Source organism: Pseudomonas sp. LFM046 (assembly GCF_000949385.2).
Taxonomy (GTDB): domain Bacteria; phylum Pseudomonadota; class Gammaproteobacteria; order Pseudomonadales; family Pseudomonadaceae; genus Metapseudomonas.
The window spans coordinates 1874121-1890748 of the sequence record NZ_JYKO02000001.1; the positions used below are offsets into that span (position 1 = coordinate 1874121).

The 16628-nt window shown below is 57.8% G+C and carries 14 protein-coding genes and 1 tRNA gene; 11 read left to right on the forward strand and 4 right to left on the reverse strand.

The genetic code is table 11. From position 1 onward, the window contains the following. Positions 1-9 precede the first annotated feature (9 nt). The 10 genes from TQ98_RS08720 to TQ98_RS08765 all read left to right on the forward strand — a co-directional run bounded on the left by TQ98_RS08720 (position 10) and on the right by TQ98_RS08765 (position 10484). Entirely contained in the window at positions 10-1113 is a 1104-nt protein-coding gene (locus TQ98_RS08720) for a glycosyltransferase family 4 protein (protein WP_146035994.1), read from the forward strand. Next, positions 1110-2234 (forward strand): GDP-mannose 4,6-dehydratase, encoded by a 1125-nt coding sequence (gene gmd, locus TQ98_RS08725; protein ID WP_044874950.1) that lies wholly within the window; start codon positions 1110-1112, stop codon positions 2232-2234. The genes TQ98_RS08720 and gmd overlap by 4 nt, the downstream gene beginning before the upstream one ends. A gap of 2 nt (positions 2235-2236) precedes the next feature. Continuing rightward, entirely contained in the window at positions 2237-3211 is a 975-nt protein-coding gene (locus TQ98_RS08730) for a GDP-L-fucose synthase (protein ID WP_044874951.1), read from the forward strand. 70 nt (positions 3212-3281) lie between these two features. Further along, positions 3282-3752 carry a GDP-mannose mannosyl hydrolase gene (locus TQ98_RS08735; protein ID WP_044874952.1) on the forward strand — a complete coding sequence of 157 codons (471 nt, stop codon included), beginning with the start codon at positions 3282-3284 and terminating at the stop codon, positions 3750-3752. Between the two features lie 28 nt (positions 3753-3780). Next, positions 3781-5190: a mannose-1-phosphate guanylyltransferase/mannose-6-phosphate isomerase gene (locus TQ98_RS08740; protein ID WP_044874953.1), complete on the forward strand. Its 1410-nt coding sequence runs from the start codon at positions 3781-3783 to the stop codon at positions 5188-5190. A gap of 23 nt (positions 5191-5213) precedes the next feature. After that, positions 5214-5984: a glycosyltransferase family 2 protein gene (locus tag TQ98_RS08745; protein ID WP_044874954.1), complete on the forward strand. Its 771-nt coding sequence runs from the start codon at positions 5214-5216 to the stop codon at positions 5982-5984. After that, positions 5981-6946: an SDR family oxidoreductase gene (locus TQ98_RS08750; RefSeq protein WP_044874955.1), complete on the forward strand. Its 966-nt coding sequence runs from the start codon at positions 5981-5983 to the stop codon at positions 6944-6946. Before TQ98_RS08745 ends, TQ98_RS08750 begins: the two co-directional genes overlap by 4 nt. Further along, entirely contained in the window at positions 6943-7950 is a 1008-nt protein-coding gene (locus TQ98_RS08755; RefSeq protein ID WP_044874956.1) for a glycosyltransferase family 4 protein, read from the forward strand. Before TQ98_RS08750 ends, TQ98_RS08755 begins: the two co-directional genes overlap by 4 nt. 136 nt (positions 7951-8086) lie before the next feature. Next, on the forward strand, positions 8087-10087 hold the full coding sequence (locus tag TQ98_RS08760) for a nucleoside-diphosphate sugar epimerase/dehydratase (RefSeq protein WP_044874957.1): 2001 nt from the start codon (positions 8087-8089) through the stop codon (positions 10085-10087). A 73-nt stretch (positions 10088-10160) separates the two neighbouring features. Next, positions 10161-10484: a helix-hairpin-helix domain-containing protein gene (locus TQ98_RS08765; protein ID WP_044874958.1), complete on the forward strand. Its 324-nt coding sequence runs from the start codon at positions 10161-10163 to the stop codon at positions 10482-10484. Positions 10485-10575: 91 nt separating this feature from the next. Here the strand turns inward: TQ98_RS08765 and TQ98_RS08770 are convergent. Further along, positions 10576-10651, reverse strand: a tRNA-Asn gene (locus TQ98_RS08770). A gap of 70 nt (positions 10652-10721) precedes the next feature. Next, a complete protein-coding gene (locus TQ98_RS08775) occupies positions 10722-11918 on the reverse strand; it encodes an amino acid aminotransferase (RefSeq protein ID WP_044874959.1) in 1197 nt (398 codons plus the stop codon). Positions 11919-12101: 183 nt separating this feature from the next. Here TQ98_RS08775 and uvrB point away from each other — a divergent pair, with 183 nt between their 5' ends. Beyond that, positions 12102-14117: an excinuclease ABC subunit UvrB gene (gene uvrB / locus TQ98_RS08780; protein WP_044874960.1), complete on the forward strand. Its 2016-nt coding sequence runs from the start codon at positions 12102-12104 to the stop codon at positions 14115-14117. A 40-nt stretch (positions 14118-14157) separates the two neighbouring features. Here uvrB and TQ98_RS08785 read toward each other — a convergent pair whose 3' ends face one another. Together TQ98_RS08785 and TQ98_RS08790 are read right to left on the reverse strand one after the other, a co-directional pair. Continuing rightward, on the reverse strand, positions 14158-15003 hold the full coding sequence (locus TQ98_RS08785) for an EamA family transporter (RefSeq protein ID WP_242443081.1): 846 nt from the start codon (positions 15001-15003) through the stop codon (positions 14158-14160). 96 nt (positions 15004-15099) lie between these two features. Continuing rightward, a complete protein-coding gene (locus TQ98_RS08790; RefSeq protein WP_177410213.1) occupies positions 15100-16599 on the reverse strand; it encodes an MDR family MFS transporter in 1500 nt (499 codons plus the stop codon). Positions 16600-16628 lie beyond the last annotated feature (29 nt).

A 16628-nucleotide genomic window follows, 5' to 3' on the forward strand; every position in this document is an offset into this window, starting at 1 on the left:
GTGACGCACGTGACTCCCGACTCCATATACGGGGCCGGTTCAAGCTTGCGTCAGCACATGGAGCTGATGGCGGATCAAGAGGTATCGATTCTCTTGCCTGTGCATCGGAAAATTAAGTCGCCGGCGAATGGGTTGCGAGTTTTCAAGTTTTTCTGCCCGATAACGTATAATAATGACGAGCGACATGGGTTTGTTCGGCGAATCATATTGTCGGGTGGGTCGAGGCTGGCATTCTGGCTGAGTTCTCCCCTGGTCTTCTTCAGGTTGATGAGGATAAAGCCGGATGTCGTTCATCTGAATAGCTTGGTATTGTCCGATTTCTTGTTGTTGCTTGGACTGTATAAAGTATTTAGAAAGGTGGCTGTTGTTTCTCATGTAAGAGAGATGCTCAGCTTTGAGATGAGCGCCTATCAGAAGTGGCTTGTTTCTGTCTGCGATCATCTGGTTTTTATTGATCATGCGGTTGAGAAGCGCTTCCACGAGGTCGTTGGAGCACCGAAAGCAAGTGACGTCGTGCAAAACCCGTTTAGTGGCGCAAGTGCTGACTATAAGCTGCCGACCTCATTGCAGTTTCTGAAAAGTGAAAGCCGTATTGTCTACGCGATCGCAGGGCGGATCGAAGATGGCAAAGGAGTCCTTGAGATTTGCCAAGAATTCGCGAGGTCTCAACTGAGGAATTCGCTCCTGGTGATCGTTGGAGGGGGGAGCGAACCCTACGTTCAGAAGATCAAGGAGGCTGAAAGCGATTCCAATGGATGCGTGAGATATGTGGGGCAAATCGACAATCTCCAAGCGTCCGGTTTCTTTAGTGAGATCGACTTTCTGGTCAGGGGAGAGCCGTTTTTTTGTACTGGTCGGACTGTTTATGAGGCCCTTTACTCGGGAGCCTCGGTAGTATTGCCGGGCAGTGAGCGAAATCTCGAGATGGATACTGTTCTGGCGGATTTCAAGGAATATGTCGAATTTTATGAGCCTCGTGATTTTTCTCGAATGATTGAACTCGTTCGAGAGAACGAGGACCGTAACATGAAGGGTTCGAGTAGGATATCCCACTGTAATTATGAGGATTACTCGAAGGCTATCGCTTCAATTTACAGCAAGGTGGTTGAATGAGCATTAAGAAGGCGTTGATTACTGGTGTGACCGGGCAGGATGGCTCATATTTGGCGGAGTTTCTCCTTGAGAAAGGATACGAAGTCCACGGTATAAAGCGTCGTGCATCCTCCTTCAATACACAGCGCATTGACCACATTTATCAGGACCCGCATGTCGAGGGGCAGCGTTTCGTTCTGCACTATGGTGACCTTAGCGACTCTTCGAACCTTATCAGGATTATCAAAGAGGTCGAGCCGGACGAAATCTATAATCTGGGCGCTCAATCGCATGTGGCTGTGAGTTTTGAGTCGCCTGAATACACCGCGGACGTGGACGCAATGGGGACCCTGCGCATTCTGGAGGCCATTCGCCTGCTAGGGTTGGAGAAAAAGACGCGGTTTTACCAAGCGTCGACTTCCGAATTGTATGGCCTTGTCCAAGAAATTCCGCAGAAGGAGACAACGCCATTCTATCCGCGCTCGCCCTATGCTGTTGCAAAACTCTATGCTTATTGGATAACCGTAAATTATAGAGAAGCCTATGGCATGTATGCTTGCAACGGCATACTTTTCAATCATGAGTCACCGCGGCGCGGTGAGACTTTCGTTACCAGAAAGATAACTCGTGGTCTGGCAAATATCGGGCAAGGCCTCGAAAGCTGTTTGTATATGGGGAATATGGACGCCCTTCGTGATTGGGGGCATGCGAAGGACTATGTTCGTATGCAATGGATGATGCTTCAGCAGGATCAGCCAGAGGATTTTGTGATAGCCACTGGCGTGCAATATTCCGTGCGCGAATTCATTCGTTGGTCTGCAGCCGAATTGGGAATAACCTTGAGCTTCCGCGGAGAGGGAGTCAATGAGGAGGCGGTCGTCGAGGCTGTCATTGGCGACAAGGCGCCAGCGCTCAAGGTCGGTGACGTAATCGTCAAGGTCGACCCGCGCTATTTCCGCCCTGCGGAAGTAGAGACTTTGTTAGGTGACCCAAGCAAGGCCAAGGAGAAACTGGGTTGGGTTCCCGAGATCAGCGTGCAAGAGATGTGCGCAGAGATGGTGCGGGAAGACCTCAAGGTAGCGCAGCGACATGCCCTACTGAAGCAGCATGGCCATGACGTGTCGATGTCAGTGGAGACTTGAAAATGGCGCGTGATTTGAATCAGGTCATATTTGTAGCTGGGCACCGTGGCATGGTTGGTTCTGCCATCGTTCGCCGCCTGAAGGCGGTTGGCTACAACAATATCGTTACTGCTGATCGTGACCAGCTTGATCTTTTGGATCAATCCGCGGTTCGGGATTTTTTTGAAAAGGCCCGAATTGATCAGGTTTATCTGGCTGCGGCCAAGGTCGGTGGAATACACGCCAACAACAGTTTTCCGGCGGAATTCATCTATCAGAATCTGGTAATACAGACCAACATTGTTCACGCCGCGCACTCCAAAGCCGTTCAGCGACTCTTGTTTCTCGGGTCTTCGTGCATTTACCCCAAGCATGCCGATCAGCCAATTGAGGAGAGTGCGCTGCTCACTGGTGTTCTTGAGCAAACGAACGAGCCGTATGCGATTGCCAAGATTGCGGGCATAAAGCTTTGTGAGAGCTACAACCGGCAATATGGTCGAGATTATCGTAGTGTTATGCCGACCAATCTCTATGGCCCGAATGACAATTTCCATCCCGAAAATAGCCATGTAATTCCTGCATTGCTTCGACGCTTTCACGAAGCCAAGCAGCGCGAGGATGCGGAGGTTGTCATTTGGGGCAGCGGCAGACCTATGCGCGAATTCCTGCATGTGGACGATATGGCAGCAGCCAGCGTGCATGTGATGGAGTTGGATAGAGAAACCTATGAATCACATACTCAGCCTATGCTTTCGCATATCAATGTTGGTAGTGGCATCGATTGCACGATTCGTGAGCTGGCGGAGACTGTCGCTAATGTTACCGGCTTCAGCGGGCGCCTGATTTTCGACTCCAGCAAGCCCGACGGTACTCCCCGCAAGCTGATGGATGTATCGCGCCTGCGGCGCCTTGGCTGGGAGGCGAGTATCAGTTTGCAGGATGGCCTGCGAGACGCTTATGCCTGGTATATCGATAACGTTGAAAAGGCGCGCAGCTGACTCTTTCCGGATTACTGCGTGCGACGTATGCGCTACCGCTCACATTGACCTCGGCGCACCAGGAGGCGGCATGTGGTTGAGTAATGAAACGTTCCGAACGGTGGTCGCGTCTGCACCCTTGGTATCGATTGACCTAGTGGTGAAAAACGAGGGGGGTGAGGTTCTGCTGGGCCAACGCCTGAATCGTCCCGCTCAAGGGTTCTGGTTCGTGCCAGGTGGTCGGATTCTGAAAGGTGAAAGCCTGGATGAAGCGTTTCGTCGACTTACGTTTGGAGAGTTGGGCAGGCTTTTCGAGCGCTCCGAAGGCAATTTTCTTGGCATATTCGAGCACTTTTACAAAGACAGCGTATTTGGCGCAGGTGAGACGGGGCCAGATACTCATTACGTCGTATTGGCGTACCAACTGATTTTGTCTGGCGATGTCGTTCTGTCCCTACCTGATACCCAGCATGGCGAGTATGGATGGTGGAATTTGTTGGAAATGCAGAGCAGTGCAGAAGTGCATGAAAATACACGGGCCTATCTCCGCGTACTGCGCTGAATAGCGATTTACTCATAGGAAGATGAACATGTTTTTTCCGGTGATCATGGCTGGTGGCTCTGGCTCACGATTGTGGCCATTATCGCGTCAGCTCAACCCCAAGCAGTTTCTGCCGCTGGCTGATGACACCTTTTCCATGCTGCAGGCCACGATTCGACGCCTCGACGGCTTGGATGCAGCGGTGCCTCGATTGATCTGCAATGAACAGCACCGCTTCCTGGCTGCCGAGCAACTTCGTCAGTTGGGGTTGGAGCAGGCCCAGATAATGCTCGAGCCTGTTGGACGCAACACCGCTCCTGCTATTGCGCTGGCCGCACTGCAAAGTCTCGGCGAAGCGGATGACCCAATCCTGCTGGTGCTGGCCGCCGATCATCTGATACAGGACGTACCGGCGTTTCACGCTGGTGTTCATGCGGCGCTACAACTGGCCGAGCAGGGCAAGCTGGTCACGTTCGGCATAGTGCCGAATCGACCTGAGACCGGATATGGCTATATCGAGAAAGGCGTAGCAGCTGGTGATAGCGGTTTTGTAGTGAATCGCTTCGTAGAGAAGCCTGATCTCAAGACAGCGGAAAAATATGTGCTTGACGGCAGCTATATGTGGAACAGTGGAATGTTCATGTTTCGTGCCAGCCGTTATCTGGAGGAACTGGAGTGCTTCCGGCCAGATATTCTTGCTGCTTGTCGCTTGGCATTGGCTGGCGGGGCTCAGGACATGTATTTCACTCGGGTCGATCAGGCCGCCTTCACTTCCTGCCCTGAAGATTCGATCGACTATGCCGTCATGGAGAAGACCGCCGATGCCGTGATGGTGCCCCTGGATGTGGGCTGGAGCGACATCGGCTCTTGGTCCGCGCTATGGGATGTCAGTGGCAAGGACGGCATGGGGAATGTCTTCAAGGGCGACGTCCTTGCACAAGGTACGCACAATACCTTTGTCCATGCTGACAGCAGGCTGGTGGCAACAGTTGGTGTCGATGACCTGGTGGTAGTCGAAACCAAGGACGCGGTGTTGGTTGCACACAAAGATAAGGTTCAGGACGTCAAGAAGATCGTTGATCAGATCAAGCAGGACGGTCGCCACGAGCATATCAATCATCGCGAGGTTTACCGCCCGTGGGGGGTTTACGACTGCATTGACAGTGGGCCTCGTTATCAAGTCAAACGCATCACGGTACAACCCGGTGCCCGACTTTCCGTGCAGATGCACCATCATCGGGCCGAGCACTGGATAGTGGTTAGCGGAACCGCCAAGGTGACCAATGGCGAAACAACCTATCTGGTCACTGAAAATCAGTCCACCTACATCCCGATTGGCCAGGTGCATGCTCTCGAAAATCCGGGGAAGATTCCGCTGGAGCTAATCGAGGTGCAGTCCGGTTCGTATTTGGGGGAGGACGATATCGTGAGACTTGAGGATGTATACGGGCGAGTCTAGTCCGGCACTGTAAAGGAGTTGTTTTGAAAGTTTCTATAGTGACTGTTTGCTATAACAGTGCTTCGACCATCAGGGACACGATCGAGTCCGTCTTTTCTCAAAGCTATTCGGATATTGAATACATCATTGTTGATGGCGGTTCGAGGGACGCGACGTTATCGATCGTGGATGAGTACCGAGACCGGATCAATCGCGTGGTCAGTGAGCCCGATAGAGGCATATACGATGCGATGAACAAGGGAATCGCTATGGCCAATGGCGATATTATCGGTATCCTCAACTCGGATGACTATTTCGAGTCCGTGGACGCTATTGAAGCGGTAGTCGCTCACGCCCGTAAGTCGCCTGATTGTGAAGTGATATTCGGTGATGTCGTTTTTGTGCATCCCGATAATCTCGAGAAGGTCGTGCGCTACTATTCTTCTCGACACTTCAGGGCATGGAAGTTGAGGTTTGGTTGGATGCCGCCTCACCCCGCTACCTTTGTGAGGCGTGAAGCCTATGAGAGGGTGGGGAAGTATTCTCTTGATTATAAGATTTCCTCCGACTATGAGATGTTTGTCCGCCTGCTGCTCGTGAGTGAGTTATCTTTTTCACGACTGGAAAAAGTCCTGGTTAGAATGCGTTCCGGTGGTGCGAGTACTGCTGGAATCAGAAGTAGCATCCGGCTTAATCGTGAAATAGTCAGGGCTTGTCGCAGCAATGGTATCTATACCAACTTGTTGTTCGTTCTTTCCAAGATCCCCTTCAAGCTCTTGGAATTGCTGAAACGACCAAGTGGTGTTGCCAGATGAAAAGGCTACTCCTGACCGGAGCCAGTGGATTTGTCGGCCAAGAGATTTTGCGTCGATTGGGTGATGACCCTGGCTTTGAGGTTGTGGCCAGTGCTCGCCGTACTGAGCGATGCTTTTCCGGTGCGGCGACTACCGTGCAGGTTCCTGGTCTTGATGCCAGAACGAACTGGGAGTCGGCGCTCACGAATGTGAATGTGGTAATTCACTGCGCTGCCCGGGTGCATGTGATGAGCGATTCGGAGGCGGATCCGCTAGCAGCTTTCCGCCGAGTCAATGTCGAGGGCACCCTGAACCTGGCTCGCCAGGCCAGGGATGCCGGCGTGCGGCGATTCATTTTCGTCAGCTCTATCAAGGTGAATGGCGAAGGCACCGAGCCAGGTAGGCCCTACACCGCCGATCAGGCGCCTGAGCCTGTGGACCCCTACGGCATATCCAAGCTGGAGGCAGAGCATGGCCTTCGGCAAATCGCCGAAGAATCCAGAATGGAGGTGGTCATTGTCCGTCCGACCCTGGTGTATGGTCCGGGTGTGAAGGCTAACTTCCTTAGTATGATGCGCTGGCTGCACAGGGGCATTCCGCTTCCGTTCGGTGCAATCGACAATCGCAGGAGCCTGGTGTCAATCTACAACCTGGTAGACCTCCTGGTTACCTGCATCGACCATCCTGCCGCAGCTAATCAGGCCTTCCTGGTCAGCGATGGCCTGGATGTGTCCACCACCGATCTGCTGCGTCGAATGAGTAAGGCACTCGAACGGCCGGCTCGTTTATTCCCGGTCCCCGCCGGACTCCTCGAACTCGCTGCCATGTCCTTGGGAAAACGGTCGTTGTCGCAGCGCCTTTGTGGCTCTTTGCAGGTGGACATCGGCAAGACCCGGGCGCTGCTGGGATGGACGCCCCCGGTCAGCTTGGACGAAGGGCTAAGAAGAACCGCCAAATATTTTCTGGAATATCAACAAAAATGACCCTTCTGGTGCTTGCCGCAGCGGTTGTCGTATCGCTGCTGATGACTGGCGCACTGCGTCGTTACGCATTGAGTCGCAGCCTTATGGACGTGCCGAACGCCCGAAGCTCGCACTCGGTGCCGACCCCGCGGGGCGGCGGTGTGGCAATCGTTGCGTCGTTCATCGTCGCATTGCCGTTTCTGGCGTTGCTGGGGGCGATCAGCGAGGCCCTGTGCTGGGCGCTGCTGGGCGCCGGAATCTCTGTGGCCGTCATTGGCTTCCTGGATGATCATGGGCATGTCGCGGCTAGGTGGCGGCTCCTTGCGCACTTTGGCGCTGCGATCTGGGCGCTGCTGATCATTGGCGGACTTCCTCCAATCGAGCTGTTCGGCGCCCAGGTGCAATTGGGTGTGTTGGGTTATGTGCTTGCCGCGCTGTATCTGGTCTGGCTCCTAAATCTCTACAACTTTATGGACGGGATCGACGGCATTGCCAGTGTCGAAGCCATTACCGCTTGCGTAGGGGCTTCGCTTATCTACTGGTTCACTGGCCATGGTGAGCTGGTTACAGCTCCCTTGCTGCTGGCGGTGGCGGTCGCGGGGTTTCTGTACTGGAATTTCCCGCCGGCGAGGATCTTCATGGGCGATGCAGGGAGCGGGTTCCTGGGCATGTGCCTAGGCGTTCTTTCATTGCAGGCCGCTTGGACCGAATCCGCACTCCTCTGGAGCTGGCTCATCCTGCTAGGTGTATTCATCGCCGATGCCACCTGGACGCTGTTCCGGCGCCTGCTCAGAGGGGATAAGGTCTACGAGGCCCATCGGAGTCATGCGTACCAATTCGCTTCGCGACGATTCGGCAGGCACCTACCGGTGACCCTGGCTATCGGAGCCATTAACCTGCTCTGGTTGCTGCCACTGGCCTCGCTCGTGGGGTTGGGGGTGCTGGATGGCGGCGTCGGGCTTGCCATTGCCTATCTCCCCCTGCTCGGGCTGGCCATCAAGTTCAGGGCAGGGGAGCGGGAGTAAGTTTGATCAGTGAGATTTAACGCTAGTCTGGTGTCAGAACAAGGAGATTGTTCGCGCGAGTTGTTCGATATCTGGAATCTCGAGGCGGTCATGGGTTATTCGGTTATGGTGAAAGTTGTAATTGGAAGAGGACGGGATGACCATCAAGTTGCGTAAATGGCTGCTGAGTCTGCCAAGGCGATACAAGAGATTGATTCAGGTCTCGGTGGATATCGTCTTGGTCACTATTGCTCTTTGGTTGGCCTTCCTGGTTCGTCTGGGTATCGGTGCCCCCCTCAATCCCTTCTTGACCCACTCCTGGCTTTTCGTCGCGGCTCCGTTTGTGGCGGTGCCGATTTTCATCCGCTTCGGCATGTATCGCGCCGTCATGCGGTACTTCGGCAATGACGCGCTGATCGCCATCATCAAGGCGGTAACTCTATCCGCATTGCTCCTGGCTCTGGTGGTCTACTGGTATCGTGAGCCTGTGGTCAACGTTCCCCGCTCGGTGGTGTTCAACTACTGGTGGTTGAGTCTGGTGCTGATCGGCGGTACGCGAATAGCCATGCGCCAGTATTTTCTGGGGGATTGGTATCTAGCCAGTCATACAATACCCTTCGGCTCGAAGGATAACGGCCTACCCCGCGTGGCGATCTATGGCGCGGGGGCGGCCGGTAATCAACTGGTTACGGCACTGCGCATGGGGCGTGCCATGCGGCCGGTCGCCTTCATCGACGACGACAGCAATATTGCCACTCGGACCATCGCCGGGCTTGAGGTCTACAAGCCTAAGCACATCCAGCAGATGATTGACCAGACCGGCGCACAAGAAGTGCTGTTGGCGATTCCCTCCGTGTCGCGGACTCGACGTCGTGAGATCCTGGCGACCCTTGAAGGCTTCCCGCTGCACGTGCGCAGCATTCCTGGTTTTATGGATCTGGCCAGTGGCCGGGTCAAGGTTGACGATATTCAGGAAGTGGACGTCGCCGATTTGCTTGGGCGTGACGCGGTTCCGCCCCGCAAGGGGCTGTTTGAGCGCTGCATCCAGAACAAGGTGGTGATGGTCACCGGCGCTGGCGGCTCCATCGGTTCCGAATTGTGCCGCCAGATACTGGGGACGAGGCCTAGAATCCTGCTGCTGTTCGAGCATAGTGAGTTCAACCTTTACAACATTCAGATCGAACTCGAGCGGCGTATCGCTCGCGAGTCCCATAGCGTCCAGCTGATTCCTATTCTCGGTTCGGTGCGGAACTCGTCGCGCCTGGTGGATGTGATGCGGACCTGGGGTGTCGATACCGTCTATCACGCTGCGGCGTACAAGCACGTCCCTATCGTCGAGCACAATATTGCCGAAGGCGTGCTGAACAACGTGATGGGCACGCTCTATACCGCGCAAGCAGCACTGCAGGCTGGGGTGGAGAACTTCGTGCTGATTTCCACGGACAAGGCGGTCCGTCCTACCAATGTCATGGGTAGTACCAAGCGTCTGTCCGAAATGGCCCTGCAGGCTCTGAGTCGCGAGACGGCTCCGGTGATGTTCGGCGACAGCGAAGCGGTGCACCGGGTCAACAAGACCCGCTTCACCATGGTTCGTTTCGGCAACGTGCTTGGCTCTTCCGGCTCGGTGATTCCGCTGTTCCGCGAGCAGATCAAGCGCGGCGGGCCGGTAACCGTTACGCATCCCAATATCACGCGATACTTCATGACCATTCCTGAAGCGGCGCAGTTGGTTATCCAGGCGGGTTCAATGGGGCAGGGTGGTGATGTGTTCGTGTTGGATATGGGGCAACCGGTAAAGATTGCTGAATTGGCCGAAAAGATGGTTCATCTATCCGGCCTGACTGTTCGTTCCGAAAAAAATCCCAGCGGCGACATTGCCATCGAGTTCACCGGTCTGCGCCCTGGTGAAAAGCTCTATGAAGAACTGCTGATCGGCGACAACGTCAGCCCCACCGAGCATCCGATGATCATGCGGGCCAATGAAGAGCACCTGTCATGGGATGTCTTCAAACGCGTGCTTTCCGAGCTGTTCGCCTCAGTCGAGAATGACGACTACGTGCGCGTGAGACAGCTCCTACGCGAAACGGTCAACGGTTACACCCCAGAAGAGGAAATTGTTGACTGGATCCATCAGCAGCGTCGCATTGAGCCCTCGTAGTCCAGGCACTAGGGTGGCAGGGCGGATCAGGATGTACCGCCCTTCCCCTTACTGATGACAAGGAGTGTTCGCGATGAATCGCGTTCGATTTGCCCCACTGTTCTTCGTTCTTTGCTCGCTTTTCCTTGGCTACGCCCAGGCAGCGCCTGCTGCCAAGGCGGAGGCAGCGCCCGTGGTGACGAGCGCTGCGCCGCAGGCCGGCAAGCTCAATATCAATACTGCAGACGAAGCTGCACTGCAGGCGCAGTTGATTGCTATTGGCGCTGCAAAAGCCAAGGCCATCGTCCAGTATCGTGAAGAGAACGGCCCGTTTTCTTCGGTGGACGATCTGCTCGAGGTCAAGGGAATTGGCCTCAAGACGCTGGATAGGAATCGCGACAGGGTGAGTGTGGAGTAAAAGTCACGACTAATCAGAAAGCCGGCCTATAGGCCGGCTTTTCTATTGCCCAAAGAAAAAGCCCTCAGCGTGTGCTGAGGGCTTTTCAATTTGGCTCCGCGACCTGGACTCGAACCAGGGACCCAATGATTAACAGTCATTTGCTCTACCGACTGAGCTATCGCGGATCGGATGCGACGTATCTTACTGATTAGAAAGGAGAAGTCAAGCCTTCGCCCGAACTTCTCCTCTTTCCTCTCAGAGCACCTGGGAGATGGCGCGGGTGATGCTTTCCAGGTTGCTATTGTTCAGCGCGGCAACGCAGATGCGGCCGGTGCTGACGGCGTAGATGCCGAACTCGCTCTTCAGGCGCTCCACCTGCTCGGCGGTCAGGCCGGAGTAGGAGAACATGCCGCGCTGGCGAGCCACAAAGCTGAAGTCGCGCTTGGCGCCTTGAGCGGCCAGTTGCTCGACCATCGCGATGCGCATGCTATGGATGCGGGTGCGCATTTCGCCCAGCTCCGCTTCCCACATGGCGCGCAGCTCGGGGCTGTTGAGCACCGAAGCGACCACGGTGGCGCCGTGGGTCGGCGGGTTGGAGTAGTTGGTGCGGATCACGCGCTTGACCTGGGACAGCACGCGGCCGGCTTCTTCCTTGGAACTGGTCACCACGGACAGGGCGCCGACGCGCTCGCCGTAGAGGGAGAAGGACTTGGAGAAGGAGCTCGACACGAAGAATTGTAAGCCGGATTCGGCAAATAGGCGCACTGCGAACGCGTCCTCGTCGATGCCTTCACCGAAGCCCTGGTAAGCGATGTCGAGGAAGGGCACGTGCTCGCGCTCGCGCAGTACTTCCAGGACGGCTTTCCAGTCATCCAGGCTCAGGTCCACGCCGGTGGGGTTGTGGCAGCACGCGTGCAGGACCACGATGGAGCGAGCGGGCAGGGACTTGAGGTCCTCCAGCAGGCCGACGCGGTTCACACCATTGGTAGCGGCATCGTAGTAGCGGTAGTTCTGCACCGGGAAGCCGGCGGACTCGAACAGGGCGCGGTGGTTTTCCCAGCTGGGATCGCTGATGGCCACGACAGCGTTGGGCAGCAGACGCTTGAGGAAGTCAGCGCCGGTCTTCAGCGCGCCCGTGCCACCAACGGCCTGGGTGGTGACCACGCGGCCCTGGGCCAGCAGTTCGGAGTCAGCGCCGAACAGCAGCTTCTGCACGGCCTGGTCGTAGGCAGCGATGCCTTCGATCGGCAGGTAGCCGCGCGGGGCGTGGGCCTCGATGCGGGCCTTTTCCGCTTCCGCTACAGCGCGCATGAGCGGGATACGGCCTTGCTCGTTGTAGTAGACGCCCACGCCCAGGTTGATCTTGGTGGCGCGGGTATCGGCGTTGAACGCTTCGTTGAGACCCAGGATGGGGTCGCGCGGAGCCATTTCGACGGCAGAAAACAGACTCATGATGCGGCAGCTCGGAGGAGAAAGGTGAGGATGGAATGCAACCCCGAACGATGCGCGCTAGGGGTTGCGCAATCGGGCCGGTATTATAGCGGCCCAGGCAGCCTGCGGCGACATCGCGAACAGGCTTTCCGCCAGGTATGACGCCCGTTCTGCAAAGGTGTCACATCCAATGTCGAGGTCAGCATGTCGGAGTTCCAGCTTGTCACCCGCTTCAAGCCCGCCGGCGACCAGCCGGAGGCCATTCGCCAGATGGTGGAAGGACTCGAAGCCGGCCTTTCGCACCAGACATTGCTCGGCGTAACGGGCTCCGGGAAGACCTTCAGCATCGCCAATGTCATTTCCCAAGTGCAGCGTCCGACTCTGGTGCTGGCCCCTAACAAGACGCTGGCCGCACAGCTTTACGGTGAGTTTCGCGCATTCTTCCCGAACAACTCGGTCGAGTACTTCGTTTCCTATTACGACTACTACCAGCCGGAAGCCTACGTACCGTCCTCCGATACCTATATCGAGAAGGACGCATCGATCAACGACCACATCGAGCAGATGCGCCTGTCAGCCACCAAGGCGCTGTTGGAGCGGCCCGATGCCATCATCGTTGCCACCGTGTCGTCCATCTACGGTCTGGGCGATCCGGCTTCCTATCTGAAGATGGTCCTGCACATCGACCGCGGTGATCGCATCGACCAACGCACCCTGCTGCGGCGCCTGGCGGAGCTGCAGTACACCCGTAACGACATGGATTTCGCCCGCGCCACCTTCCGCGTGAGAGGCGATGTCATCGATATCTTCCCGGCAGAATCCGACCTGGAAGCGATTCGCGTCGAGCTCTTCGACGATGAGGTGGAAAGCCTCGCCGCTTTCGATCCACTTACCGGTGAAGTCATTCGCAAGCTGCCGCGCTTCACCTTCTATCCCAAGAGCCACTACGTGACGCCCCGCGAAGTGCTCTTGGGGGCGGTGGATCAGATCAAGGAAGAACTGAAGGAGCGTCTGGAACAACTGCGCGCAGCCAACAAGCTGGTTGAGGCGCAGCGCCTGGAGCAGCGCACCCGATTCGATCTGGAGATGATCCTGGAACTGGGCTACTGCAACGGCATCGAGAACTACTCGCGCTACCTGTCCGGCCGCGCTGCAGGCGAGCCGCCACCGACTCTCTACGATTACCTGCCGGCCAATTCGCTGCTGGTGATCGATGAATCCCACGTCACGGTTCCCCAGGTCGGGGCCATGTTCAAGGGCGACCGGTCGCGCAAGGAAACCTTGGTGGAATACGGCTTCCGCCTGCCGTCGGCGCTGGACAACCGCCCATTGCGCTTCGACGAGTGGGAGTCCATCAGCCCGCAGACCATCTTTGTTTCCGCCACGCCGGGCCCCTACGAGGGCGAGCACGCCGGCCGGGTGATCGAGCAGGTGGTGCGCCCCACTGGCCTGGTGGACCCTGACGTGGAAGTGCGTCCTGCCACCACCCAGGTGGACGACCTGCTCTCGGAGATCCGCAAGCGCGTGGCCGTCGAGGAGCGTGTGCTGGTCACCACCCTGACCAAGCGTATGGCCGAGGACCTTACCGACTACCTGGCCGACCATGATGTGAAGGTGCGCTACCTGCACTCGGACATCGACACCGTGGAGCGGGTGGAGATCATTCGCGACCTGCGCACTGGCGCCTTCGACGTGTTGGTGGGGATCAACCTGCTGCGGGAAGGCCTGGACATGCCCGAGGTGTCCCTGGTTGCGATCCTCGATGCGGACAAGGAAGGCTTCTTGCGCTCCGAGCGTTCGCTGATCCAGACCATCGGCCGCGCGGCGCGGAACCTGAACGGCAAGGCGATCCTCTACGCGGACAACGTCACCGGCTCGATGCAGCGCGCCATTGGCGAGACTGAACGGCGCCGCGCCAAACAGATGGACTTCAACGAAGCCCACGGCATCGTGCCGAAGGGCGTGAAGAAGGACATCCAGGACATCCTCGAAGGCGCCACCGTGCCTGGTTCGCGCAGCAACAAGCGCAAGGCCATGGCCAAGGCGGCGGAGGAGAGTGCCCGTTACGAAGCCGAGTTGCGCTCGCCGAGCGAAATCACCAAGCGCATCCGTCAGATGGAAGAGAAGATGTTCCAGCTCGCCCGCGACCTTGAGTTCGAGGCGGCGGCGCAGCTGCGCGACGAGATACAGAAGCTGCGAGAGCGGCTGCTCCAGCTCTGATGGAGCAAGGGCGCCGATTGGCGCCCTTTTTCATGCCGTTTCAGCGACGGCCGAAGATGATCATCACCACGCCTGCCAATGTGGCCAGGCAGGCCAGCAGAGCGGCGGCTTCCAGTCGTTCGCCAAGGATCATCAAGCCCAGCAGGAGCGCGACCACCGGGTTTACGAAGGCAAAGGTCGACACCAGACTCGGCTTCACCTCCCGCAACAACCAGAAGTAGGCGGGATAGACCCCAAGGCTGACCGGGATCACCAGATAGGCCATCCATAGCCAGGCGCTGGTGCTCAGGTGGCCCAGATCCATTCCTTGCCAATCTCCGCGCCACAGTCCGAAGATCGCCAGGGTGAGGGTGCCGGTCAGCATCTGCAGGCTGAGCCCCATCCAGCTGGAACGAAACGGCGGACGCTGGCGCAGCAACCAGGCGCCGACGGCCCAGAGCAGGGTAGCGGTGACCACCAGGCCGCCGGCGAACCACTGCTGGAAGCCGGCTTCGCTGCCCAGGGCATTTCCCATCAACATCACGATCCCCCCGCTGGACAGTGCCAGGCCACACAGGACCCAGAGCGGTGGGCGGCGATCCAGAAGCCATTCCAGCGCGACGCTCCAGAGGGGCAGGGTGGTGTAGAGCATCGCCAGCATGCCGGTGGGCAGGAACTGGTTGGCGTAGATCAGGGCACCCTGGCCGACGGCGATCAGCAGGATGCCGCCGATCAGTGCGCCGCCCAGGTCACTGCGTTGCACCTGCGCCTTGCCGCTGGCCAGGACCCAGCCCAAGGCCAGGATGCCGGCGAAGAGAAAGCGCAGCGTAGCGATGACGAAGGGCGGTAGTTCGCGCAGGAGGAAGTGGTTGGCCAGGTAGGTGGTGCCCCAGCCGATGTAAATCATGGCGAAGGCACCGATCAGGAGAAGGGTGCGGCGGGATGAAGCGTGGGAAGACATGTACAGCCTGAAACGAGGCTCGCCGGTTGGACCGGCGAGGGATTAGTGGGCGGCGGCGCTTGCGCCACCGGTGGCACCGGCGGGCAGGGCGCGGGTCAGCAGCACGGCGAGCATGCTGACGCCGAGGGCGATGCCGATGAAATGAAAGGCGTCATTGTAGGCCATGATGTTGGCCTGCTGGTGTGCGATCTCGCTGAGCTTGCCCAATGCGGCCTGTTCGCTGCCGAGTTTCTCTGCCAGCAGTGCCAGGCGTTCGGCTACCTGCGGGTTACTTGGTACCAGGGATTCGCGTAGGTAGTCGAAGTAGACTTTGGCCCGGGCGTCCAGCAGGGTGGCGAGCAGGGCGATGCCGATGGCTCCACCCAGGTTGCGCAGGATGTTGAACAGGCTGGAGGCCGAGCCGGCGTCCTGGGGCTGGATATAGGCCGTGGCGATCAGGGACACGGTCACCATCACCAGGGGCTGGCCCAGGGCGCGGAGGAGCTGGATCTGGTTGAACTGAGGTCCGGCGAAGTCCGGATTGAGCACGCCGGAGGCAAAGCTGGCGTAGCCGAACAGGCCGAAGCCCAAGGCGCAGAGGAGCTTCGGCGGGATCACCTTCATCAGTTTCGGCACGAGCGGGATCAGGAACAGCTGCGGGACACCCATCCACATGATCACTTCGCCGATCTGCAGCGCGTTGTAGCCCTGGATCTGTGCGAGATAGAGCGGCAGCACGTAGATGGACCCGTACAGGCCCATCCCCAGTCCGATGCTGGAGATGCTCGACAGCCCGAAATTGCGGTTCTTCAGGATGCCCAGGTTGATCAACGGATTGGGCCGCGACACCTGAAGGATCACGAACAGGATCAGGCTCACCAGTGCGACGCTGCCCAGGCCGACGATCAGGTTCGATTCCAGCCAGTCCTTGCGGTGGCCTTCCTCGAGGAACACCTGCAGGCAGCCGAGGCCGATGCCCAGGGTGACGATGCCGGCGTAGTCGGTGCGTTTCAGCAGCTCCCAGTGGGGCGCCTTCTTCTCCAAGCCGTACATGAGGCCGGCGATCATCAGCAGGCCCGGCGGTACGTTGATATAGAAGATGTACTCCCAGCCAAAGTTCTCCGTTAGCCAGCCGCCCAGGGTGGGGCCGATGGAGGGGGCGAAGGTGGCGGTGATGGCAAACAGCGCCATGCCCTTGGCGCGGTGGTGTTCGGGCAGCTTGATCAGGGTCAGGGTGAACGCGAGGGGGATCAGTGCGCCGCCCGTGAAGCCCTGCATGGCGCGGAACACGATCATGCTTTCCAGGCTCCAGGCCAGGGAGCAGAGCAGGGAGGAAATCAGGAAACCGATGGAGACCCAGACGGCCAGGCGCCGGGCTGAGAGCAGCTGCACCAGCCAGGCGGTGAGGGGAATCATGATGATCTCCGCCACCAGATAGGAGGTGGAAATCCATGAACCTTCTTCCAGAGTGGCGGATAGCGCGCCCTGGATGTCCTTGAGCGAGGAGTTGGTGATCTGGATGTCCAACACCGCCATAAAGGCGCCGAGCATGGCGCTCATCACCGCGAGCCAGTCGCGACGGCTGGGCTCGC